This window comes from Embleya hyalina (assembly GCF_003967355.1).
GTDB classification, from domain to species: Bacteria; Actinomycetota; Actinomycetes; order Streptomycetales; family Streptomycetaceae; genus Embleya; species Embleya hyalina.
The window spans coordinates 172,694-193,627 of sequence record NZ_BIFH01000031.1 but is presented as its reverse complement, the minus strand read 5'-3'; the positions used below and the strand labels follow the sequence as shown (position 1 = coordinate 193,627).

The window sequence follows — 20,934 nt, the reverse complement described above, 5'->3', positions numbered from 1 at the left end:
GGGCGTGGCGGCCGGTGTGGATCGAACAGGGCCGCCCCGCGGGCTCGGTCCGGGTTCGCGTCTTAGGTTCCGGTGGCGTCGAGGGGGTGTGATTGGGCCAGTCCGCCGGTGAGGACGGTGGCCGGCGTGTCGGGTGCGGTGGGGACCCGGATCAGGACGCTGGCGAGGAAGGTTTCCTTGACGGTGGTGAAGGGGCCGCTCCGGCCCAGGAACGCGATGGTCGTGGGGGCGGTGGCGGTCAGGTGTGCCTGGGGTATCAGGGCCTTGGCCTCGATCGTCTTGTCCAGGACGCAGGGGACCAGGCGGTCGCCGGTGGCGGTCTGGAACGTCTGCCGGGCCACGGGGCGGGCGGTGACGGTGGTGGTCTGCGACATCCGCTCGTCCCGGTGGGCGTCGTCCTCGATCCGCTTGCGCAGGTCGGTGGTGTGACTGCCCGGCGCGAGGCGGGCCTCGACCGCGCCGGGGCCGGCGGGTACCGACATTGCGGCGGCGTATCGCCCGCACACCGCCGCGGCGTCGCCCGCGGTCGTGGTGCGCGCGGAGCCGGAGGCGTCGCGGGCGACGTCGTCGAGTGTGGGACGAGCCAGGCGTTCGGGGCTCGCGCTCGCCGTCGCCGGTGGGTCGCCCACCCGGGCGTGGGCGGTGAACACGGCCTTCCACGGCGCGCCGGGCGTGTCCTGGACGAAGTGGACGACGGCCTTGTCCTCGCTGTCGGCTCCGGTGGCGGCAATGGCGACGAACGTGCGGGGATGGCCGCTCGCCCGGGGTATCCAGAACTGCGGGTCGAGGTGGGTGAACGGTTTGTACGGTTCCCGGTCCGGGCGTGCCCGGTCGGCGCGGTACCCCGCCGGTGAGCCTTCCAGCAGTTCGCCGCCCTCGACCCCGGCGAGGCGGTCGCCGTCGAGTGTCGCGTTCGCCGTGTTGTTCTCGGTGTCGTAGCGCTCCAGGACCGCGCGGGCCTCGGCCTCGGAGATCACCGCAGGATCGGGTACCGGCGCCACGACCGACGTGCTGGGCACGGGCGGCTTGCCCGACCCGCCCCCCGAGGAGCACCCCGGCGCGGCCCCGACCGACGCCAGAGCGATCACCGCCGCACCCATTCGTCTCGCCCGACTGTGCATCCGTTCCCCCGAACTCCCGTCCGTCACCGACGAATCCACACTCTCACGCGCCCCCGACCACGCGGACGCGCAGGCCCCAGGGGGCGGGCGCAGGGGTGGGGCACATCGGATCAAGAGCGCGAACCGTCGGGGAACGTCGACCCCGCACGGCGTGTCCCTCACGGCGCCTCGGCCTCGGCCACGCGCAGGTTCCCCATCGGCGGGGCCGGCGTGGCGTACCGCGCGGGCGGCCGGAATCATCGGGCTCGGCACGCGGGACGGGATATCGCGGGCTGCGGAGCGCTCGAAGGCCCTCTCCGCTCTTCCGGCCCGGGCGCGTTCGCGCCGGGCCCAGGGACGAGTCGGGCACGCCGGAGTCGGATCGATCGGATCGAGCCGCCCAATTCCCGGGCCGCTCGGGCGGCGGGCAGCATGGCCGTCGCCCTGATCGCCTCGGCCCACGAGGGGTGGCCGGCGCGTCGGGCGGTGTGTTCGCGTTCGCGGACGGCCAGGGGCGCCCCCGGCGTTTGTTGCGGGCGCGTGGCAGGTAGTCGGTGTCGACGTCGAGGGGTTCGTCGGATCCGTCGAAGTGGGGCGTCGGCACCCCGCGTCCGCAGGTCACGCCCGAGGCGCGAAGCGCTCCAGGAGCCGCTCGCGCTGTTGGACGCCCAGGCCGCAGACTCGGCGGTTCCCGGAGATCCCCAACTCGACGAGAAGTTCGGCGGCGCGTGCCTTCCCGATGGACGGGAGGGATTCGAGCAGGGCCCGGACCGGCATCTTGCCCACGGCAAGGGTGTCGGTGGCCAACACCTCGCCCAGTGACAGCCGACCGCTCTTGAGCGCCGCCTTCACCGCGGCTCGTTCCCTGCGGACGGCGGCGGCCTTGGCGAGCGCGGCGCTGCGCTCCTCGGGACTGATCGTCGGCACGGCCATCGGGTACTCCTCACGTCGTCCATCCGGAACGGGCCCATCATGGTCGATGCCACCGACGACGCCCGGCACGGCCGTCCGCGCCGAACCTCGCGGCCACGCACGCGACTCGGCGCGAGGCGTCCGCCCCGTCCTACTTCCCCGACGTGGCGGTCGCCACCAGACAGGCCACGTCCGGCCGGGCACACATCGCCGCGACGTCGGAGGCGCTCGGGGGCGGCGACGTCGGGGAGTCCGCGACCGCCGGCCGCTCCGCGGGGGCGGCCGGCGAACCCTCGTCGAGCACACGCGTCGCCGACCACGCCGCCACGACGACGAACACGTAGAGCACGACGTGCTTCCGGTACCGACGCATGATCCTCCCGAGGATGCGAACGGCGACACCGTAACCAGCGCCTCCGACACCGGCGTTCGCCGACGCACAGGGGTTCGCGATTCGGCGGGACCCGAGCGATGGTTCAGAGAAGCATGTGTCAGATGCTCACTCCTGCGGCCAGACCCCGCCCAGCGACCACGGCTGCCGGAGATCCGTGACAACCTGCCGGCCCGGATCGCCGAAGCCGACCGGGAGGGCCGGCTCGGTGAGATCGAGGGGCTCCAGGTCAGCCTCGCCGGGGCCAACAACAAGATCACACAGATCGACCAGGCATGTGTGCGGAAGCCGGTGGACCCGGGCATGCCGATCATCGGCCGACCCGCGAGCCCACCGTGAATCAGGGGCGAAGGCGATCCTTAGGCTCCGTCCCATGGCCACTGACCTGGGATTCACCTGCTCGTGCTGCGGCGAGCGCCACGCCGAACCGGCGATGAACTACTCGGCTGCAGCTCCCTACGTCTGGGACCCGAGCTTCGCCGACGCCCCGACTGCCTGCTGTCGTCGGACCAGTGCGTCATCAACGGGCAGCACTACTTCGTGAAAGGACTGGTCGAAATACCGGTGATCGGCAGCGACGAGGTGTTCTCCTGGGGCGTCTGGGCCTCCCTCAGCCGCGAGAGCTTCGCCCGCATGGCGGACCTGTGGGACACCCCGGGACGCGAGTCCGAGCCCCCGTACTTCGGCTGGCTGAGCACCGATCTGCCGCTCTACTCACCGAGCACGGTCAACCTGAAGACGCACGTCCACAGCCGCCCGGTCGGCGACCGCCCGTTCATCGAACTCGAACCCACCGACCACCCCCTCGCCGTCGAGCAACGCACCGGCATCACCCCGGACCGCGTGCGCGAAATCGCCGAAAGCATCCTGCACCCCACCGGCGGCAACTCATGACCGGCACGAACGAGGGTCAGACGAAGCCTCTCGAGGAGATGAGCGAACGCGAGTACTTCGCCTGCGTCGGCCACCGCCCCGGAATGTTCATGGGCAAGACCTCCTTCCACACGATCACCGCGTTCCTGAACGGCTACGACCAAAGCGCCGCCCGACACGGCGGACAAGGTCTCGCCGGCTGGTCGGAGTGGCTCATCGCCCGCCGAGGCCGCGACTGCAACCACGCCTGGCCGGGCCAGGTCCTGCACATCGCGCTCCCGCACGGCTGGGACACGTACTGGGACCTGCCGCCCGACGACGACAAGCACGCGATCGAGGTCCTCTATGAACTCCTCGACGAGTTCGCAGCCGAACGCGAGGCGGCTGACGACGGGTGCAAGGCCGACGAAACCACTGGAGCGGGCATCACAGCCGACACTCTGCGGCGGACGAGCGAAGGAACGGCATGACCGACGTGCTGGTGCCCGGACCCGAACCGGACTGGCAGCCTGCAACATCCCCGCCCGACGCCAGGCAGCAGTCGAGGAAATACTCAGGCGGCAGTGGGCCTGCGTCGGTAATCTCTGCGGGTGTCGTTGACTCAGTACGTCTACTTTGCGATCGCCAGCGTGGACACCACCGCCGACGAGATCACCCGGCTGCTTGGCGTGGAACCGGACGAGGTCACGGTGCGGGGGAGCCTGACAGCCTCACCTCCCGTCACCCCGTTCTGTCACTGCTGGAAGATTCGCTGCTGCGAGCCCGGCCTGTCCGTCGACGAGCAGATCCACCAGGTCATCGGCAGGCTCCGACCCCGCATGGAGGCGCTCACCGATCTGACAACCCGTCTCGCAACCGAGGAAGGCCCCGGGGGCACGATTCTCCAGGTCGAACGCTTCTTCAACCGGCATGACGAGAAGCCCTCCAGCTCGGTGGACGACACGAACCTCTTCGGCCGGCGCCTGGACCGCGCGGTGGTGGACTTCCTCGCCGCAACCGGCGCGGATCTGGACGTCGGCGAATACGACATGACGCCCAGCGACGACTGACCCCGCCTTTTCAAACCGGGGCCACGGCTACGTGTCGTCGGGAGCCCCTCGACCCGCATCCCGAGACGGCACCGCATGAGTGCGACTGGGGGAGATCACCTCCACTCTCAGAAGAATCCTCCAGGCTCCGCTGCAAACGGGTCGTGTCCGCGGGATTCGCGGCGTCGTGGCAGAAGTCGGTCCACGGCACGATCCGGGTTCCGGACGGGTCGGGGACGCGGACGGTGAAGCGGGCGACGGTGCACTGCGGCGGGCGCAGCGGGCTGGGGTCTCCTGACGAGCTCGCGACGGATTTCGCGGACGGCGGGATGGCCATGTCGAGGTGCGCGTCGATGGTTTCCTTGCCGAGCGTGCTGTCGAGGTGGAGGGATCGGCGGATGAATCGGCCCACGGTCTTGGGGGCCGGGTCCGGCCGCGTGCGGGCGTCCGGGCAGATCTCGCTCAGGAGTCCTGCGGTGTGGTCCGGTTTTCGTTGGACGTACCGACCGCAGGTGTCGTCCTGGCCTCGCTGATCCTGTGGCTCCGCGAACCACAACCATGATCGTTTTGTCGGACAGGCCCTAGGTCAACCCCAGCCCGGGAAGCTGAAGCGCCAGGCCCGAAAGCAGCACCGGCACCCCGATCGCGAACCGCCACCGCCGCAGGCACGCGGCCGACGCGAACCCGACGAGCGTCACCACGAAGCTGAGCCCGCAGGTCCCGAGCGTCCACCGGAAGTCACTTCGATACCGGGCCCGACACGCGGCATCATCACAGACCCCCGACCCGTCCGCGACACCGTAGAGCGCCATCAGATCCGCCATCGCCATCACCACGAACACCCCGAGCATCGCGACCCCAGCCAGCGCGGCCAGGAACCCGTGAATACCACCGCGCGGCGTCGAAACCGTCTTCTCCATGCCGAGCACGCTACGAGCTCGCCCCGCCCCGGGGCGTCCGCACACATACTCGGCCGAGTACTCACATGACGCCGCCGGCCCGGCCGCCCGCGGCCGAGCCCCCACGTGCGGCGCGATCCGCCACCCGGCCACTTCGGGCGGACGCCCCCGCGAAGCGTCGGAGGATGTGAGCGCACACATGGCGGGACCGCACCGGGTCGGTGTCCTCCTCGAGAAGCGGCCGGAGCCTGCGGCTGTGCCCTCGTCCGCCGCTGTGGGTCCTACATCGAGGATGTGCCGTGGCTCGGGGGGATATCGAACGCATCGCGGACGTGTTCCCGGAACGGGCCGATCGGCGCGGGCAATAGGCCGTCGGGGCGCAACCGTGAGGGCCCGGAGGGGTGTTGCGCCTCCCGGTCGATGATCCGGCGCTGCAGCAGCGCCAGGTGGGCGAGGCTCCCCGCATATTGGGCCATGAGTTCGCTGATGTCGCGCAGTTCGTCAAGGTCGAAGAAGGAGTTGCGGTCGTCTCCGTCCTCGTCGAAGGGAAACTGCTCCTCGGCCGAGCGCAATCGCAGGAACGGTCGACCGGGAGAACCGTCGGCAAGCGAGTAGGCCATGACATCGGCGGAGTATGTCGAGTCTCTGGGTGGCTACGCGGAGCGTGGGGTGCGGGGCGCGAGTTGTGAGATCCGTTGGTGGGACAAACGCAGGACGGCGCCCGCGTCGCGGGTGTTCCAGCCCTGGTCGGTGAGGGTGCGGGCGGCGTGCCGGGCGGCGTCGCGAACGGCTTGTTCGGCGTGGGCGAGGGCGAGGCGGGCGTCGAAGAGGGCGTTGACGACGGTGGCGGCGTCGGGGTCGGCGGGGTTCGCGACGATGGTGAAGATCTCGGCGTCGGGACCGAGCAGTTCGGCGACGCATTCGAAGGCGTTGTGCTCGGCCTCCTTCCAGGTGCGGCCCTGGGCCACGGCGGCTCGACCGTCGGGGAGATCGGCGATGGTGGCGGTCCATCCGCTCGCGGTCCGCGTGACGGTGGCGGGGTAGCTGGGGACGGGCTTCCACTCGCGGGTTTCGAGCTCCGGGTCGATGTCCGGCTGGTCGAACAGGGTGTCGATGGACATGGAGTGAGCCTTCGGGTCGGGGGGCCGTGACGTGTGGTGCGGGTAGGACGCTAGTTCCCCCACTCTCGATTGTCTAGTAAGGATAGACAGAATCTGTCCATTTCAACTGGACATAGGGTTGGGTTTTGGTTTTGCCGCCCTGGCGGCTCGGCGGTGCGGCCGGTCGCGACGAAGGTGAAGTCGTGAAGGTGGGAGCGGGCCGGCAAACTCGGGGATCGGGCACCGGTAGTGGGCCGCCCGGAGAAAAGGAGACGCGCCCGCCGCTCGGAATCCGTAGACTGGTCGTACCGACGCGGGGTGGAGCAGCTCGGTAGCTCGCTGGGCTCATAACCCAGAGGTCGCACGGTTCGAATCCTGCCCCCGCTACCAGTGTTCAGGAGCCCGGCCGGTGGCCGGGCTCCTGCTTTTTGTGTACTCGGGTCGTCAGTGGGCGATGGCTTTGTCGAAGACGCCGGTGGAATGCGGACCGGAACCGGGCACCGTTGTCGATCCCGGTGACTTCGACCCGAACGGCGGGCACCGGAGTGCCGGCCGGTTCGATACCGAGAGCGCCGAGGCGGAGGATCGCCCCGATCGGCTCTGTACCAACGCCGTCGGCCTGCAATGGAGTTGTCGTCGGTAGCGGTCTCGAGCGTGGCCGCCGGGCCCGGCCGTGCGTCACGCGCCGGGACGGGGGCTTGCCGCGTCGTGGCGGGGTGGGTTGCGAGTGCGCAACGGCCGCCGATACCGGGGCGGTTGCGGGCCACGATGGGCACATGTCTTCGCGTCCCGATACGCGGCCGATGGGTGGTTGCCTGTTGCGTCCTGGCCGTGATCACCCTGGCGGTCGTGACCTTCCTCGGCGGGCTGTACGCGTGCCAACGGCAGTTCGCGGCGGACGAGAGGAAGGAGCACGAGAGGCATCGCGCGGAGGAGCGGCGTGCGCGGGTCGAGGTGGAGGCGCCTTTCCGGGTCTTCGGCCGGCCTACGGGTGCGAGGTTCGAGCGTTTCGTCTTCGACCGGTGCTGGCGCGACACCACACCCCGGATGAAACCCCGGGCGGGCATGACGGGCGTGACATGCACGTCCACGGTCGTGCACTTCTACGGTACGGACGATCCCACGACATCGACGACCGCGTTCGAGCGCGAGGCACGAAGGCTCGGGCTGACGCCGGACACGGCGACCTGGGCACGGCCACAACCGGTTCCGGACCTGCGCCCCCCGGACCCGACGCCCCCGCCGGGCGCGGACGAGCAATACGGCCCGCTCGGAGGGAGCGGGAGCAGCCCGGACGCCGAGCCCGTGCGTTGGCAACACGCCTACACCGAACACCCGTTCGTCGTCCGCGCATCCGCGACGATCCACTACCGGACCGAACGCACCAGGCCGAAGCCCACCCCGCCGCACACCCCGATGTTCCCCCAACCACCCGCGACCTGCGCAGACGGCAACCGCCCGTGGAGCTGCCTGTGACCCGCGACGGCCTCTCCCGCGCCCACCCATCCGGCCCGGCATGTCGGCGCCCGAACTTCGTGACCATCCCGGCGAGGCGCCTCCCGGGGCCGCCGCAGATCACCCGGGCCGCGACGCCGCCGCCGACGGCGCGGGATGCGCCGAACCCCTGGGCCGTCGCCGAGGGCGAGGACCTCCGACGGCACCATCCCTCAGCCCGGGAGCGGCCACACCGTGACGTGGACCAGGATGCCCTTGCCGGTGGGGAAACGAACAGTGTCGATACGGGCGACACGATTGCTGTCGGTGCGCACGCACAACACGCTGTCGCGCCCACCCGATTGGCCGCGGCCGTGCCCCGGGTACCCAGGAGGTCGCGACAACCGCGCTCGTCGCGACGAAAACCTCATGAATCGAGGTGGCGTCCGGTTGGTGGACCACGCGCTGCCATCCGAGGCCGTGACCCGGCCGGCTCCTCGGCGGAACCCGACCGTACGCCGCGTGCCATCGTGATCCCGGCTCGCATCGGCGCACCCGCACCCGTCACAGAGGACAACGGCCGAAACATGTCGCATTCGTACAGGCTCCCGACCCCCCACCCCGACGACACCGGGCGTGGCGTCTCGCCCACCCACGGCCCACCCGCGCCCCGTCCCTGCGAACCTGCCCGTATCGGCGCGACGTGCCTTCGGGCATCTGGGCGCCCGAGCAGTACGCCAAGCTTCCCCCGAACGATGCGCCGACGCCCGCTCAGCTGGCGGCACTGTGGCAATGCCACGTGATCGACCGCGACGCGCCGGGCGCCCGCGTCTGTGCCGGGTGGGTGAGCTGCCACGGCGGTGACGACCTCCTGGCGCTGCGATTGGCCCTGCTCGACGGTCGCATCGACGCCGACACCCGATGGGCGGCGATCGAGTACACGTCCCCGGTGCCGCTCTTCGGCTCCGGCGCGGAAGCCGCGGCACATGGCCTGGCGGACATCGATCGCCCCGGCGCGGCGGCCCGCGCGGCGATCGACAAGATCACGCGGACGCGACGCCCGCCCCGAACCGCGCTCTCGAAGGAACAGCCCGATTCGGGTCGGGCGTGAGCGTCGGCTGCGGTATGCCGATCGATCGGCAGGTGACCGGTGCCCTCCTCGACAGTGCTGCCCGAGGTCTTTGCCGGTCCGGCGCGTCGTGGGGTTTGGCCGGCGCTGCCGATGGGGCCGACGTCGATCGGGGAGCCGGTGCCGTCGATGTTCGCTGTCGATCCCGCGCTACGAGCCCCCGAGAACTGCATGGGACCTGGAGGACAACCTGGAGCAGGAACCGGACGGCACCCGTGCGTTCGGCGCGATCCTCCGATCGTGGGCGCATCCCGATCCGGTCGTGGCACGGGGCCGCACGTCACCGCGTTCGGCCTGGCCGCGGCCGCGGCGCTGGTGGAGGGAGCCGGCGGCACCTGCACGGGACCGCGCCACCGGGCACGGGAGAGCGCGGTCGAGATGTCCGAGGTCGCAAACGGCATCACCCTGGGGAACATGGCTCTGGAGCGGGCCGGTGACGGCGACCTCGAAGCGCGGGACACGTTGGCGCTGCGGTTGCGGTTCCTGGCCGAACACGCCTCCTGGCTGGTCGTGTTGGCGGCGCGCGTCGCCGACGAGGCGATCGCCCTGTCCCCCGACGACCCGCCGCGCGAGCGGACCTGGCGACCGCGGCGGCGCTAACCCGGTCCGTGCGGACGGTCGCGGACGACCGCGAACAATCGCGGTCGAGGTGCTCGGTGGACGTATTCCCTGGCGGCACCGACGGCGGCCGGTTCACCCGTCGTGCTCTGCGCTCAATCGTCGGCGCGGGGCGGCGGGGATGTGCCGCCGGCGCGCCACACGTGCCGGAGGTGGTCGGTGAGCGTGTCGACGACGGCGTCGCGGCCGTCGCGGCAGGTCAGAACGAAGTCGACGTCGGCGTAGCCGTTCTCGACTCCGTCCTCGGTATTGAAGGCGACGCTCGTGATGTGTGCGGGGAGTTGTGGAGATCGAGCCGATGCGCGAGATCGGCGGCCAGGAGCGGAGCGAGGAACCCTTCACGGTCAGGGCGTCGTTGTTCCGCCTGGCCGAGGACATCGGACTGTCGTATGCCTCGGTGACCCACGCCCGGTGGACGGCCTCACGTTGGCCGAAGGAGCGTCGTCAGTCCGGAGTTTCGTTCACGGTCCACAAGATCCTGGCGGGCATCACCGACGAGCGGGAGCGATTCGCCGCGATCCTCACGCCACCGGAGGGCAAGCCCCGATGGACCGCGGACGGGGCCAGGCGCCGGGTCGGTCGGCAGGTCGAGCGGCCGATCACACCGCAGGAGAAGGTCAGCGCGATCCACACCCTGGCCCGCGACGAGGAGGTCGCCGCGGTGGTCACCACCGATCTCCTGCGGCGGCCGACGGTGGTCGCCCAGGTCAAGCAGCAGGACAGGGTCCGGGTCGTCGAGGAGTTGACCCGCGACGACCACGTCGCCGCCGAGGTGACCACCGGTCTGCTGCGGCGCCCCGACGTCGCCTTCCGCGCGATGTCCGACGACACCGCCCGCCACCAGGTCAACCACGCCCAGGTCGAGCGGGACCGACAGGCCCGCGAGCACTTCGAGGAGACCAACCTCGCCGCACCGGCGATCCGCCGGATCGAGCGGACGATGGAGTTCATGGACCTGGTCACGGCCTGCCACATGTTCGTCGCGGCGGCCGGCCGGGTCGTCCCGGGCCTGCGGGATCACCACCTGGGCGAGGACGAACGCACGGTCGTGCACGAGAACGTTTCACGTGTTCGAGCGACGCTGGACTGGATCGAGACGGCGGTCGACACCGGGCGGGTCGACGTCGACGGCGAGCTCGCCCGGCTCCTCCAGGGTGAATAGGCGATGCCCCGCGCCTCCGAGCGCAGATCGGCGGCAGCCCAGCGACACGCCGACACCGTCCGGTTCGTCCTCTTCGAGGCACGGCCAGCCGGTCTGACCTTCCAACAGCTGGTCAGATCAACCGAGTTGTCGCCCCACCAGACCCGCGCGGGCCTGGCCTGCCTGCGGGACATCATCGCCGAACGCGCCTGGCCGCCGCTGATCTGGGCCAGGGCGGACGGCTACAAGTTCTGCTCGGACCCCTCCGAACTCCAGGCATACGAGGTCGCGGTGATCCGGGAGAAGCTCACCGAGATCCGCCGCTTCATCACCGGGGTCGTCGCCCCGCACGCGGCCCTGCAACCCAAGGGCCTCTGGATCAGGCACCTCAACACCCAGCTCAACTCCGTCGAGTCGACGCTCGACGTGATCGCCGACTACATCGACGCCTGATCGGTCGGGGCCGGCCGCTTCGCGGCCGGCCCCGACCCCGTCCCTCCGGGAGAGGCACATGGCGCGGCACCGCTGCTATCCCTCGGACACCTGGGACGACGAATGGGCCCTGATCGAACCGCTGTTGCCGCCACCGGCCTGCGAAAGCCCGACCGGCGGTCGACCGGAGAAACACCCACGACGGGAAATCGTCGACGCGATCCGCTACGTCGTCGACACCGGCTGCAAATGGCGGGCCCTGCCACGGGACTTCCCGCCCTGGCGAACCTGTTACAACTTCATGGCCCGCTGGGCGGCTGCCGGCGTCGTCGGACAGATCCGCGACCAGCTCCGCAAACGCGTGAGGCGCGGGATGGGCCGAGCCCCCGGGGCGGTCGCCACCGTCATCGACTCCCAGTCCGTGAAGGCCGCGGAGACCGTCGGCAAGGACTCGCGCGGCTACGACGCGGCGAAAAAGGTCAATGGCCGCAAGCGGCACCTGGTCGTGGACACCAAGGGCCTGCTGCTGTTCGTCCTGGTCACCCCAGCCGACATGACCGACCGCGACGCGGCCAAGGAAGTGCTGTTCAGGCTGCGGCTCTTGCACCCCGAGATCACCATCGTCTGGGCGGACTCCGCCTATGCCGGACAGCTGGTGACCTGGGCAAAGAAGTACCTGAACCTGACACTGAAGACCGTCAGCCGGCCGAAGGACGCCGTCGGATTCGTCGTCCTGGCCCGTCGTTGGGTGGTCGAACGGTCGCTCGCCTGGGTCATGCACGCCCGCCGACACGCCCGCGACTATGAACGGCTCGTTCAACACTCGGAGTCGTTGATCACTTGGGCCGCGATCACACTCATGACCAGGCGTATTACCCGCAGGCAATCACGGCGGACGAGCCAGCCGACATCCCGCGAGAACGACCGAGACTGACGGCCATCCGGATCACCGCCACCCGCTCTCACCACATTTCGGAGCTTCTCCACGCTCCCACACCAGCACCCGATCCGACAGCCCGATCCCCTCATCGACCGGACACAGCCACGTCCGAGGAGCCTTCCTAGTCGATGGGATCCGGGTCCTCAAGGACTGCCAGGGCTCCCATAACGACAAAGGGCAGGATGAGCACGGCCCAGAAGATCACTCCGAAGGCGACGAATGCTCCACCGATACTGGAATCGACGTAAGCGGCCGTCGTCACTCGGTACGCCCAGCCCGCCGGTATGCCCACCGCCGCAACGCCGACCATGACGAACCACCAGCGGCCGTCGAACCATCCCCGCACGGCGAGAGTCAGGATCGCGGTGGAGGCGACGACGAACAGGACCGTGCCCATCAGGCCAAGCTCGCGGTCGGCGGAGCCTGTCACCCACGGCTCGAACACATGCTTGACGGGCAGGCGTGAGGCGGCCGCCGTCGGATCGTCTTGAACGCCGACCTTCCACGCCGTGGCCACGGGCAGAAGCAGCGACCACGCGAGAACCGACAAGCCGGGCGCGAAGCGTCGCGTATTCCGCCAAGGAACGATCTGTTGCGTCGATGTGCTGTGCAGCTGGCTCATGCGAGCAGTCTTGCGAACGGGCCCTGTGATGTCCTGAGTATCGGTACTCAATCCGCTTCCTCGGCACCGTCACGGTTGCAGCCCGCCCTGCTCATCCGGCTCCGTACCCGAATCAAGAAACGGAACGCAGTGACTTGACGCGACAGGAACCCCGTCGACATCACCAACAGTAAGGAAGAAAGGGCCCGTTGGGGTTACGAGGTGTTACGCCCGGAGGCACCCCGGGCGTAACACCTCGTAACCCCCTCAAAGAGCGGTCGAACCCGCGCGGTCCCTGGCCCCGGGATATGGAACAGGCACTCAGCTTGTTCTTTAACCCAGGTCGCGATCATCGATTCCGCTGGCGTGCTCGGGAAGCTCACTCGACCTCTGCGAGAGTATGGGGAAGTGATGCTGACCGGTGAACGTGTGACGGCCCCGAGGATGTTGCTGCTGAACAGGGTGGACTTCGAGCCCGGGTGCTCGGTGTTCGAACTGGAGCAGCCGCTGTTCTTGCACGCCGGGGACCGGCTGTGGACCGAGGACGGCGGGGTCGTGGTCGAGCGTGCATCCGGTGATCGTGAACGTCCTGCGGGCGGCATGGCCCGTGTGTATCGCCGGTGGCGGCTCCTCTAGCTTGATGCCGATCCTCCTGCTCGGCCGGTAGCAGTCCGGCGCTCGTGTGTCCGCGCTTTCGGTGATCGCGTGTGATGTCGGCGGCCTTTGCCGGATCCTTTGCCTCGACCAAAAGGCGCAGAGGGATCGGGGGCGGAGGCCGTGGTGACGAGTCCGCCGTATGGGCCGGAGCGACTTGAGGCATTCGCGGAACTGTCCCGCTTCCGGGTCGAGTTCCATGCCTGTCTGACCCGCCGCGGTGACGCGCTGTTCGAGTTGGCGGATGCCGTGTTGTGTGCCGACGGCCCGGTGAGAACGTTGGTCGGGCTGTCACTCGCACCGGAGCACCGCCGTGGTCACGGAGCGCTCTACGACGCGGTCAACGGCGGCCGGATCGACACCGACCGATTGCGGGACGCCCTGGCGCGGATGCCTCTGCCAAGAGCTGCGGACGGGCGGATCGTGCTTGCGGTCGACGTCTCGCCGTGGCTGCGGCCGGACGCGGACACCAGCCCGGACCGCTCGTTCTGCCACACGTTCGGCCGCGGCGAGGGCAAGCATCAGATGGTGCCCGGCTGGCCGTACTCGATCGTCGCGGCACTGGAGCCGGGCCGCAGCTCGTGGACCGTGGTCCTGGACGCGATCCGGCTCGGGCCGGGCGAGGACGTCGCGGCCACCACCGCCATCCAGGTCCGAGCGGTCGTCGAACGCCTGATCGACGCCGACCAGTACACACCTCGGGACCCGGACGTGCTCGTGGTGCTCGACACCGGCTACGACGTGCCCCGCATCGCCTTCCTCCTTGCGGACCTGCCGGTCGAGGTGCTCGGCCGGATGCGCTCGGACCGCGTCATGCGCCGGCCGACGCCTGCGAGGGTCTACGACCCGCAGGGCGGCCGACCGCCCAAGCACGGGGGCGAGTTTGTGTTCGGGCAACCCGACACCTGGGGCGAACCCCAGGCAGCGACAACCACCGAGACCACCCGCTATGGCACCGCGACCGCGACCGCGTGGGACCGGCTCCACCCGCGGCTGACCCGCCGCAGTGCCTGGGAAGGGTTCGACGGCGAACTGCCGATGATCTCCGGAACAGTGGTCCGGCTCCGAGTCGACCACCTGCCCACCGGGGGCGAGCCCAAGCCGGTCTGGTTGTGGGGGTCCCGAACCGATGCCACCGAAGCCGACGTCGACCGCTGTTGGCAGTCGTTCCTGCGAAGGTTCGACATCGAGCACACGTTCCGCCTGTTCAAGCAGACGCTCGGCTGGACCGCGCCCAGGATCCGCGACCCCGAATCCGCCGATCGCTGGACCTGGATCGTGATCGCCGCCTACGCGCAACTGTTCCTCGCCCGGCCGCTCGCCGACGACCTGCGACGTCCCTGGGAGAAACCGGCCGAACCGAACCGACTGACCCCGGCCCGCGTCCGTCGAGGGTTCAGGAACCTCCGCTCGAAGACCGCACGTCCGGCCGGTGCACCCAAACCCTCGACCCCCGGTCCGGGGCGACCGCCAGGCTCGAGGAATTACAGACGGGCACCCCGCCACGACGTCGGGCGCATCGTCAAAACCGGCGAGTCCTACACCCGACCCAGCCACCACAACAAGGGCACCAAACCCCGAAGAATGGGTTAAAGATCAAGCTGAGCGCCTGTTGAACCCGGCCTGGCCACTCACGACCAATCCGCCAACTCCGTGGCCTGGAGAGCAGCGACCACGATGGTCACCTGAAACCCCGCCGGGACAACCAGTCCCGACGGACCGTCACCCCAACGACTCTCGCAACCTGCGCCGTTTGCGGTTCAGGTCGCGAGTCCGCCAGGAGCCCGGGATTTCCTTCCTCGCGGCCACCCAACCCGCCGGCCCGTAATCGGCGCCACGGCGGTGGCACCGCGATCCGGAGGTCACCGCCGTCGGCACTGCCGCACCCGTGCTCTGTGGACGAGACAGAGCACGGTGGGTCGCGGCTCCTCACAAAGGCGTGAGGATGCGCCCGCCCCGGAACGGGGGGCGTGGGCGGGGCCGGTGTGGGCGGTGCCGCGGTTCCCACGCGCACCGCCCGCACCGCCACCGGGACTTCGCGTGCCGCCGCACGCACCCGTTCCCCGGCCGTCTCCTGTACCGTCGGCGACCTGACCCGTCTCCCCGCCACGTTTCGGGACGCGTCGCCGGACGGCGACGCGTTGATCCGGGCCGCCGTCCAGGCCGTGCGCATCGCGGACGCGTTCCCCGCTCCCGGGCAGCGCCGCCGGTTGCGGGAGGAGGTGGCCGCGACGCTCGGTACGGTCCCGGCCGCGGCATCGGACGGCGGCGCGCGGTGACGACGCCTCGGGCCCGTCCCTACGTTCCACAACATCCGCTGTTCGTCCCGAACGAGACGTTCCGCCCGTTCACTCCGCTCGCCCACTCGGTCACCGCGTCGTGTGTGGCGCATCCCACCACCCCTGTCGTGTTGACGTGGCGTTTCAACGTCTTCGACGCGACGGGCCTGCCCATGGTCCTGACGGAGCCCCGGCACCCGACACGCCCGCAGGCTTTGACCCTGCTCCGGCACCTGCGGGATTCGCTCGTGGGCGCCAGCTTCACCCCCGATGAACTCGGAGGCGCCGCATGATCGTCACCGCACCGTCGAACGCCATCGCCCCGCCGTTTCGGTCGAGGAGCCGGCCCGGCTCGCGCACCCGACGGCTGATCGCCATCGAGGGCGGCCCCGGCTCCGGGGTGACGGCCGTCGCCGCCTGCGTGCACCGGGAGTTGGGCATCACGACGCTGCCGTGCCCGGACCCCCGGTTCGTGGACCTGTCCTGGGAACACCCCACCATCGGCAACGAGACCCGCACCATGCTGTGGCGGGCGGCCCTGCGATGCGTCACCGAGCATCCGCACGTGCTCGACGCCCCCGGCGAGGTACTCATGGCCGGCTACACCGTCACCGCCATGGCCGCCTTCCTCACCGATCTCGACCCGGATACCGCCGACCCCGACGAAGAGACGGCCAGACTTCAGCGTCATCTCCCCCCGGCGGACCTCATCATCCACCTGGATGTAAGCCCCTACGAGGCGATCCACCGCCTGGACGCCGCCGAGAACCCGACCCCGCGCCATCGGGGCATGATGGCCTTCAGGCACCTTCTCGTGGATCGCCTGCAAGCCCAGACCCGCATCGCCGCGGCTTTCCCGGGCCCGGTCGTGGACACCGACCACCGCAGCGTGGAGGACGTCGCCGACACCGTGACGTCCCTGATCTGTGGGACAGGCTCCCACCCCGCCTGAACGCCCGCCCCGACCGGACGGCGGGCGTCGGCCGCGCACTCCTGCGACGCCGTGCGTCGCGCCCACGCGCCCGCCCGTGTCTCGTTCCCCGACGTCCTTCCCCGCGACTCTTGTCCACCGCTTCGAGAGGACGATCCGCGTTGTTACCATGCACGCCCTGCCCCCGCTCCGGGACCCTCCACGCCGGCGCGGGCGCCCTCGCCCCGGTCGCCGTCCTCGGACGGTGCGGCGGCATCGTCTCCGGAATCGCGGCCGCACACCCGGCGAACAACGGACACCTTCCCCGGGACCGCCCGGCGCACGTCGACCCACCGACCCCGCCACCGGCGGCCTCGCCCTGCGTCCCACATCTGCCAGCGCCCGACACCCTTCCCGTCCCCGTGTATCGACCGGCACGGTGGCCATGAGCGCCGCCAAGAACCCGAAGCGCACCGCCCACCGCAAACCCGCGATCCCGGTCCCCTACGTGAGCACTTGGAGCGGGGAGATCCGCGACGCCCGCGATCTCCAGGTCGACACCCTCCGCATCTCCCACCTGCCACCGCGACCCACCGACCGCGACGACCACGGCGTCCTGTGGGCCCGCTACTCCTCACGACCGGGACGCGGCCGCCCCGACCTCGGACTCGTCCACCCCCAACGCCAACGCAGAGCCATGGAACTGCTCCTGTGCCAGGTCACGGGGAAACGGGGCGACGTCGACGAACAGCGCGTGTTGTGGCTGCTGGAGGACCACCGCGGCGACTGGGCGGACTGGCCCAACGGCCTGGAGACCACCCATCCGCCGATGTCCCGCGCAGGCGTCGAACCATCCCTGCAATGGTGCCCACATCTACGCAACGGGGCGGTGACGGTGCGCGTGGCGGCATCGGTGGTCACCGGCGTGTACGGCACGCTCTGGAGCATCGACCCGCGTACCCGCACCACCAGTTCCACAGCGAAGTCCCTGACGTTCGATTCACCCCACCTGCCCTGGATGCAGGCCCGCCAACTGGTCCGCACCCTGCACGGCTGCACGATCGTCAACGACGAACCGTAGCCGACCCATCCGGGGGTGGGTCCGGCGCGTGGCCTACGCGGTGGTTCCGGGCTCGGCTCCATGGACGCTCTGCTTCGCCCGCCGAGTCAAGTCGCCTTCCCCCCAGGAGTGTCGCGACATGGACCACCAGCCGGGACGGCCAGCAACGCGTGCCACCCCGGGCAACACACGCCGCTTCCCCCGCGGTTCTCCACGCCACGCCGGACATCGGCGGCGACGGGCGGTCATTCCGACGGCCTCTGCGTCCGAAAGTCGACTTCGATGGTCAGTTCCGTCAAGCACCGCGCAGATCATCGCTGTCAACCTCCTCATGCCCGTTGGCGGCGGTCGGTGGGGGTAGATCTCCTCGTCGACCGCTTCATCGCGTGCCAGGAGTCCAGTCGACCCGTAAAGGGGGAGTATCAGGAATTAGGTGTACGGGGTCTCGTTCGAGTGAGTCTGGGTTTCGACTCGGTTTCGTTCGTTCGGTCGTCGCCGGTTCGGCTCAGGTGCGTCCGGCGGTGACGCGGCCGTCGAAGGCCAGGTCGAAGGCGTTCAGCGCGGCCTTCCACTTGTTGGACCAGCGCACGCGTCCCTTGCCGGTGGGGTCGAGGGCGAGGGTCGCCAGGTAGAGGCGTTTGAGGGCGGCCTGTTCGTTGGGGAAGTGCCCGGAGGCGTTGGCCGCGCGGCGGTAGCGGGCGTTGATCGACTCGATCGCGTTGGTCGTGCAGATGATGGTGCGGATCTCGCGGTCGAACGCGAGGAAGGGCACCATCTCGGCCCAACTGCGTTCCCACAACCGCACGATCGCCGGATACGAGGCCTCCCACGTCGCGGCGAACTCGGCGAGACGTTCGTGCGCCGCGCCCTCGGTCGCCGCCGTGTAGACGGGCTTGAGGTCTCGCGAGATCGCGGACCAGTCCTTCTTCGACACGTAGCGGAACGAGTTCCGCAGGAGGTGGACGATGCAGGTCTGGACCACGGTGGCGGGCCACACCGACGCGACGGCGTCGGGCAGGCCGTTCAACCCGTCGCAGACCAGGACGCAACAGTCCTTGAGGCCCCGGTTCTTGAGTTCGCCCAGGACCTGGCCCCAGTACTTGGCACCTTCGCCGCCGTCGCCGACCCACAACCCGAGAATGTCGCGGTAGCCGTCGACGGTGACGCCCAACGCCACGTAGACGGGGCGGTTGGCGACCTGGCCGTCCCGGATCCTCACGTGGATCGCGTCCACGAAGACCACCGGGTAGACCGGGTCGAGCGGGCGGATGCGCCACTCGTTCATCCCGCCAACACCTGGTCGGTGATGGTGGAGACGGTCTCCTTCGACGTGGAGATGTCGTAGACCTCGGCCAGGTGCGCGACGATCTCGCCGCCGGTCAGGCCCTTCGCCGTCAACGAGATCACCATCTCGTCCAACGCGCCTGGATGGACTCCGTGGAGAAGGCTATTTATGATAACTCCACGCGGCTTTCCATCACTTTGGAAGGCTTGCCGGGAAACACGCCGAGGGAAAAATTTCACAACGCTGCCGTGAAAGGTCTCTGGGCCAAGCTCTATCCAGACAAGAATGGGTGGGAGACTCCAGCATCCCCGGGGTTCGGGACGGCCTGGGAGATGTATACAGTCTTCGAAGCCGCTCTCGAAAACAAGCGTGTCTGGGGGGAGATAGAATGGTTCGACGGAGACGGGAAGGGGAATCGCTGGAAGGTGCCGAACAGAGACATGGGACCCGCTCCGGACGACTCATGGGAAGACCAAATATACAAGGACTATCGCGATATCAAGGACGGAATAAAGGAAGTCGACTGGATATTCTGACGACCTGAAGACGACGTTCGATAAATTCCGGGCAAAGAGGGAATGTCGGAGGGTTTCCACCATGTCAAGGCTGTATCCACTGTGGTTGCGTGCGTTGGTATCGAATCCGGTCACACCGACGGAGATCGCCCGGCGTATCGTCTCCATGGAAACGCTTCCGCAGGGGCGATGGCTGGAGTCCGACGACATGTCGCGTGCGATCGCCACCGCTCTCGTGGCTCATCCCGATCCGCAGATTCGTATGCGGATGACAGAGAATCAGCGTTTGCCGCAGGACATTTCCGGACGGCTCGCCGAGGATGTCGATGCCGGCGTACGAAAGAAGTACGCGCGTAATGCGGCACTGGCCGACACGGTCCTGTCACGCGAGGCCGTAACACGTATGGCCGATGATCCCGATCCCACGATTCGCCGGTACGCCGGGGGTCTACCCGGCCCGTTCGACGACATCCGCGTTCGACTGGCAGAGGATCCCGACCCTGCGGTTCGAGCAGCCGTCGTGTCGCACGAAACAGTATGGATCATGCTGCGTCCGGCAGTTCGAGAAAGACTATTGGTCGATCCCGACCCGGCCGTGGAGAGAGCGATCCGAGCGTTCGTCCGCGCGCGGACACGATTGCCGAGATCTCTCGTGGAGTTTCGAGCCGAAGCCGATCCGTCCCGTCGAGAGCGGGTCGTGACCGGCGGCACGCTCGATCGGGATCTCGCCGAAGCGTTGACTCTCGATCCCGACGCCTCCATCAGGGCTCGAGTCGCGGGCAACGAGCATTTGCCCGCGGACCTGGCCAGACGCCTCGGTCTCGATCCCGATGCGACCGTGCGCCTTGTGGCCTCCATGCACGCGGAACTCTCCGAGGAAGAGCGGGCCGCAATCGATTACGTCGTTCCCGAAGGCAGACAACCGATCGCGCGATGGGTCCGGGCAGCCTCCGACACCCCCGACGCACTGCGCAGAGCCGCCACATCGGCTCACGTCCTTTTGCGGCGCAGTGCTGCGAGCCTTCGCCAACTGCCCCCGGACGTCGTCGAACTCCTCGCAAGGGATGACGACACCTACGTCAGATTGATGCTCGCTCACCACTGCGACGACGCCCCGCACCAACTGCTCGTCGACATGTACGCACACGACTCTCACCTGTCCTGGGCGATGATCAAGTCCAGGCCGAACTTCGTCGTGCCGGGGTTGGCGCACTATGCCGATCACCCGAACGAGAGGTTGCGTCAGATCGCACTCATGGATCCGGATGCCGGGCCGGAGTTGGTCGAGCGACTCAGTCACGACTCCGATGTTCGCGTGCGGCAGGAGGCTGCCGGCGATGCACGGCTTCCCTTGGGCCAGCTCGTGGAATTGCTGTACGACGAAGAAACGGCGTCGTTCGCGGCGGCCAACTCAGCGCTCCCCGTGGAGTACATGCATCAGCTCCTCGACCAGGCCGGAGTGCCACCACTTCGACTCTAGGGTCGACGAGACACGCACAGCGTGGATGGCGGAATCGCCCCGTGTACCTGTTCGTGCAGGCGCGAGACATCTCGCAACCGACCTTGGCGCTTGTCACGCCTGCGACTCGCACGTCCCTTCCTGAACCGCGTGATCCAAGTGCCAGAGTGTCCA

General features: G+C 69.1%; 24 protein-coding genes, 1 tRNA gene and 2 pseudogenes. 19 read left to right on the top strand and 8 right to left on the bottom strand.

Features of this window, described 5'->3' with window-relative positions; all coding sequences use genetic code 11:
* Window positions 1–62 precede the first annotated feature (62 nt).
* The 3 genes from EMA17_RS34185 to EMA17_RS52105 all read right to left on the bottom strand — a co-directional run bounded on the left by EMA17_RS34185 (window position 63) and on the right by EMA17_RS52105 (window position 2,385).
* Window positions 63–1,019 (bottom strand): DUF8094 domain-containing protein, encoded by a 957-nt coding sequence (locus EMA17_RS34185; protein ID WP_126641042.1) that lies wholly within the window; start codon window positions 1,017–1,019, stop codon window positions 63–65.
* Between the two features lie 699 nt (window positions 1,020–1,718).
* Complete coding sequence (gene mihF / locus EMA17_RS34180) at window positions 1,719–2,033, bottom strand: integration host factor, actinobacterial type (RefSeq protein WP_126641041.1); 315 nt, start codon at window positions 2,031–2,033, stop codon at window positions 1,719–1,721.
* Between the two features lie 130 nt (window positions 2,034–2,163).
* The gene (locus tag EMA17_RS52105; RefSeq protein WP_160161666.1) at window positions 2,164–2,385 is read right to left on the bottom strand and encodes a hypothetical protein; all 222 of its coding nucleotides are present in this window, start codon (window positions 2,383–2,385) and stop codon (window positions 2,164–2,166) included.
* A 451-nt stretch (window positions 2,386–2,836) separates the two neighbouring features.
* Between EMA17_RS52105 and EMA17_RS34165 the strand changes: the two are divergent.
* The 3 genes and pseudogenes from EMA17_RS34165 (at window position 2,837) to EMA17_RS34155 (ending at window position 4,325) form a co-directional block, all read left to right on the top strand.
* Window positions 2,837–3,297: pseudogene (locus EMA17_RS34165) on the top strand (DUF2199 domain-containing protein).
* A 38-nt stretch (window positions 3,298–3,335) separates the two neighbouring features.
* On the top strand, window positions 3,336–3,746 hold the full coding sequence (locus tag EMA17_RS34160; protein ID WP_246127080.1) for a hypothetical protein: 411 nt from the start codon (window positions 3,336–3,338) through the stop codon (window positions 3,744–3,746).
* A 120-nt stretch (window positions 3,747–3,866) separates the two neighbouring features.
* Window positions 3,867–4,325 (top strand): DUF4279 domain-containing protein, encoded by a 459-nt coding sequence (locus EMA17_RS34155; RefSeq protein ID WP_126641040.1) that lies wholly within the window; start codon window positions 3,867–3,869, stop codon window positions 4,323–4,325.
* Between the two features lie 560 nt (window positions 4,326–4,885).
* Here EMA17_RS34155 and EMA17_RS34150 read toward each other — a convergent pair.
* The 3 genes from EMA17_RS34150 to EMA17_RS34140 form a co-directional block, all read right to left on the bottom strand.
* Window positions 4,886–5,233, bottom strand: coding sequence for a hypothetical protein (locus EMA17_RS34150; RefSeq protein WP_126641039.1), 348 nt, complete (start codon window positions 5,231–5,233; stop codon window positions 4,886–4,888).
* Between the two features lie 251 nt (window positions 5,234–5,484).
* Window positions 5,485–5,823 (bottom strand): hypothetical protein, encoded by a 339-nt coding sequence (locus tag EMA17_RS34145; RefSeq protein ID WP_126641038.1) that lies wholly within the window; start codon window positions 5,821–5,823, stop codon window positions 5,485–5,487.
* A 33-nt stretch (window positions 5,824–5,856) separates the two neighbouring features.
* Entirely contained in the window at window positions 5,857–6,324 is a 468-nt protein-coding gene (locus EMA17_RS34140) for a hypothetical protein (RefSeq protein WP_126641037.1), read from the bottom strand.
* 291 nt (window positions 6,325–6,615) lie between these two features.
* Between EMA17_RS34140 and EMA17_RS34135 the strand changes: the two genes are divergently transcribed.
* The 8 genes from EMA17_RS34135 to EMA17_RS34100 all read left to right on the top strand — a co-directional run bounded on the left by EMA17_RS34135 (window position 6,616) and on the right by EMA17_RS34100 (window position 11,991).
* A tRNA-Met gene (locus EMA17_RS34135) sits at window positions 6,616–6,693 on the top strand.
* Between the two features lie 19 nt (window positions 6,694–6,712).
* Window positions 6,713–6,946 carry a hypothetical protein gene (locus tag EMA17_RS34130; protein WP_126641036.1) on the top strand — a complete coding sequence of 78 codons (234 nt, stop codon included), beginning with the start codon at window positions 6,713–6,715 and terminating at the stop codon, window positions 6,944–6,946.
* A 188-nt stretch (window positions 6,947–7,134) separates the two neighbouring features.
* Window positions 7,135–7,779, top strand: a complete 645-nt coding sequence (locus EMA17_RS34125) for a hypothetical protein (RefSeq protein ID WP_126641035.1) — start codon at window positions 7,135–7,137, stop codon at window positions 7,777–7,779.
* Between the two features lie 634 nt (window positions 7,780–8,413).
* Window positions 8,414–8,848 (top strand): DUF6283 family protein, encoded by a 435-nt coding sequence (locus EMA17_RS34120; RefSeq protein ID WP_281290566.1) that lies wholly within the window; start codon window positions 8,414–8,416, stop codon window positions 8,846–8,848.
* A 258-nt stretch (window positions 8,849–9,106) separates the two neighbouring features.
* Window positions 9,107–9,466 carry a hypothetical protein gene (locus EMA17_RS34115; protein WP_246127078.1) on the top strand — a complete coding sequence of 120 codons (360 nt, stop codon included), beginning with the start codon at window positions 9,107–9,109 and terminating at the stop codon, window positions 9,464–9,466.
* 316 nt (window positions 9,467–9,782) lie between these two features.
* The gene (locus EMA17_RS34110) at window positions 9,783–10,646 is read left to right on the top strand and encodes a DUF6192 family protein (protein WP_246127092.1); all 864 of its coding nucleotides are present in this window, start codon (window positions 9,783–9,785) and stop codon (window positions 10,644–10,646) included.
* Window positions 10,647–10,649: 3 nt separating this feature from the next.
* Window positions 10,650–11,078: a RacP protein gene (locus EMA17_RS34105; protein ID WP_126641033.1), complete on the top strand. Its 429-nt coding sequence runs from the start codon at window positions 10,650–10,652 to the stop codon at window positions 11,076–11,078.
* A gap of 58 nt (window positions 11,079–11,136) precedes the next feature.
* Window positions 11,137–11,991, top strand: coding sequence for an IS5 family transposase (locus EMA17_RS34100; RefSeq protein WP_126641032.1), 855 nt, complete (start codon window positions 11,137–11,139; stop codon window positions 11,989–11,991).
* A gap of 127 nt (window positions 11,992–12,118) precedes the next feature.
* Here EMA17_RS34100 and EMA17_RS34095 read toward each other — a convergent pair whose 3' ends face one another.
* A complete protein-coding gene (locus EMA17_RS34095; RefSeq protein WP_126641031.1) occupies window positions 12,119–12,619 on the bottom strand; it encodes a hypothetical protein in 501 nt (166 codons plus the stop codon).
* A 387-nt stretch (window positions 12,620–13,006) separates the two neighbouring features.
* Here EMA17_RS34095 and EMA17_RS34090 point away from each other — a divergent pair, with 387 nt between their 5' ends.
* The 6 genes from EMA17_RS34090 to EMA17_RS34065 all read left to right on the top strand — a co-directional run bounded on the left by EMA17_RS34090 (window position 13,007) and on the right by EMA17_RS34065 (window position 17,522).
* Window positions 13,007–13,234 (top strand): hypothetical protein, encoded by a 228-nt coding sequence (locus tag EMA17_RS34090; RefSeq protein WP_126641030.1) that lies wholly within the window; start codon window positions 13,007–13,009, stop codon window positions 13,232–13,234.
* Window positions 13,235–13,378: 144 nt separating this feature from the next.
* A complete protein-coding gene (locus tag EMA17_RS34085) occupies window positions 13,379–14,845 on the top strand; it encodes an NF041680 family putative transposase (RefSeq protein WP_126641029.1) in 1,467 nt (488 codons plus the stop codon).
* Window positions 14,846–15,222: 377 nt separating this feature from the next.
* Window positions 15,223–15,531: a hypothetical protein gene (locus EMA17_RS34080; protein ID WP_126641028.1), complete on the top strand. Its 309-nt coding sequence runs from the start codon at window positions 15,223–15,225 to the stop codon at window positions 15,529–15,531.
* Complete coding sequence (locus EMA17_RS34075) at window positions 15,528–15,824, top strand: hypothetical protein (protein WP_126641027.1); 297 nt, start codon at window positions 15,528–15,530, stop codon at window positions 15,822–15,824. Before EMA17_RS34080 ends, EMA17_RS34075 begins: the two co-directional genes overlap by 4 nt.
* A complete protein-coding gene (locus EMA17_RS34070) occupies window positions 15,821–16,483 on the top strand; it encodes a nucleoside/nucleotide kinase family protein (RefSeq protein WP_126641026.1) in 663 nt (220 codons plus the stop codon). The genes EMA17_RS34075 and EMA17_RS34070 overlap by 4 nt, the downstream gene beginning before the upstream one ends.
* Window positions 16,484–16,886: 403 nt before the next feature.
* Window positions 16,887–17,522 (top strand): hypothetical protein, encoded by a 636-nt coding sequence (locus EMA17_RS34065; protein ID WP_126641025.1) that lies wholly within the window; start codon window positions 16,887–16,889, stop codon window positions 17,520–17,522.
* A 484-nt stretch (window positions 17,523–18,006) separates the two neighbouring features.
* On the opposite strand, the pseudogene EMA17_RS34060 reads toward EMA17_RS34065, so the two are convergent.
* Window positions 18,007–18,920, bottom strand: a pseudogene (locus EMA17_RS34060) (IS256 family transposase); the annotation flags it as partial.
* A gap of 9 nt (window positions 18,921–18,929) precedes the next feature.
* Here EMA17_RS34060 and EMA17_RS34055 point away from each other — a divergent pair.
* Both EMA17_RS34055 and EMA17_RS34050 read left to right on the top strand, forming a co-directional pair.
* Entirely contained in the window at window positions 18,930–19,322 is a 393-nt protein-coding gene (locus tag EMA17_RS34055; protein WP_126641024.1) for a polymorphic toxin type 27 domain-containing protein, read from the top strand.
* Window positions 19,323–19,383: 61 nt separating this feature from the next.
* Window positions 19,384–20,781 (top strand): amino acid adenylation domain-containing protein, encoded by a 1,398-nt coding sequence (locus EMA17_RS34050; RefSeq protein WP_126641023.1) that lies wholly within the window; start codon window positions 19,384–19,386, stop codon window positions 20,779–20,781.
* The last annotated feature ends 153 nt before the right edge of the window (window positions 20,782–20,934 follow it).

Coding starts and splice junctions, on each gene's coding strand:
- EMA17_RS34140 (WP_126641037.1), bottom strand. CDS start 6,324: ATGTCCATCGACACCCTGTTCGACCAGCCGGACATCGACCCGGAGCTC.
- EMA17_RS34160 (WP_246127080.1), top strand. CDS start 3,336: ATGAGCGAACGCGAGTACTTCGCCTGCGTCGGCCACCGCCCCGGAATG.
- mihF (WP_126641041.1), bottom strand. CDS start 2,033: ATGGCCGTGCCGACGATCAGTCCCGAGGAGCGCAGCGCCGCGCTCGCC.
- EMA17_RS34070 (WP_126641026.1), top strand. CDS start 15,821: ATGATCGTCACCGCACCGTCGAACGCCATCGCCCCGCCGTTTCGGTCG.
- EMA17_RS34050 (WP_126641023.1), top strand. CDS start 19,384: ATGTCAAGGCTGTATCCACTGTGGTTGCGTGCGTTGGTATCGAATCCG.
- EMA17_RS34065 (WP_126641025.1), top strand. CDS start 16,887: ATGAGCGCCGCCAAGAACCCGAAGCGCACCGCCCACCGCAAACCCGCG.
- EMA17_RS34110 (WP_246127092.1), top strand. CDS start 9,783: ATGCGCGAGATCGGCGGCCAGGAGCGGAGCGAGGAACCCTTCACGGTC.
- EMA17_RS52105 (WP_160161666.1), bottom strand. CDS start 2,385: ATGCGTCGGTACCGGAAGCACGTCGTGCTCTACGTGTTCGTCGTCGTG.
- EMA17_RS34095 (WP_126641031.1), bottom strand. CDS start 12,619: ATGAGCCAGCTGCACAGCACATCGACGCAACAGATCGTTCCTTGGCGG.
- EMA17_RS34105 (WP_126641033.1), top strand. CDS start 10,650: ATGCCCCGCGCCTCCGAGCGCAGATCGGCGGCAGCCCAGCGACACGCC.
- EMA17_RS34055 (WP_126641024.1), top strand. CDS start 18,930: ATGGACTCCGTGGAGAAGGCTATTTATGATAACTCCACGCGGCTTTCC.
- EMA17_RS34145 (WP_126641038.1), bottom strand. CDS start 5,823: ATGGCCTACTCGCTTGCCGACGGTTCTCCCGGTCGACCGTTCCTGCGA.
- EMA17_RS34100 (WP_126641032.1), top strand. CDS start 11,137: ATGGCGCGGCACCGCTGCTATCCCTCGGACACCTGGGACGACGAATGG.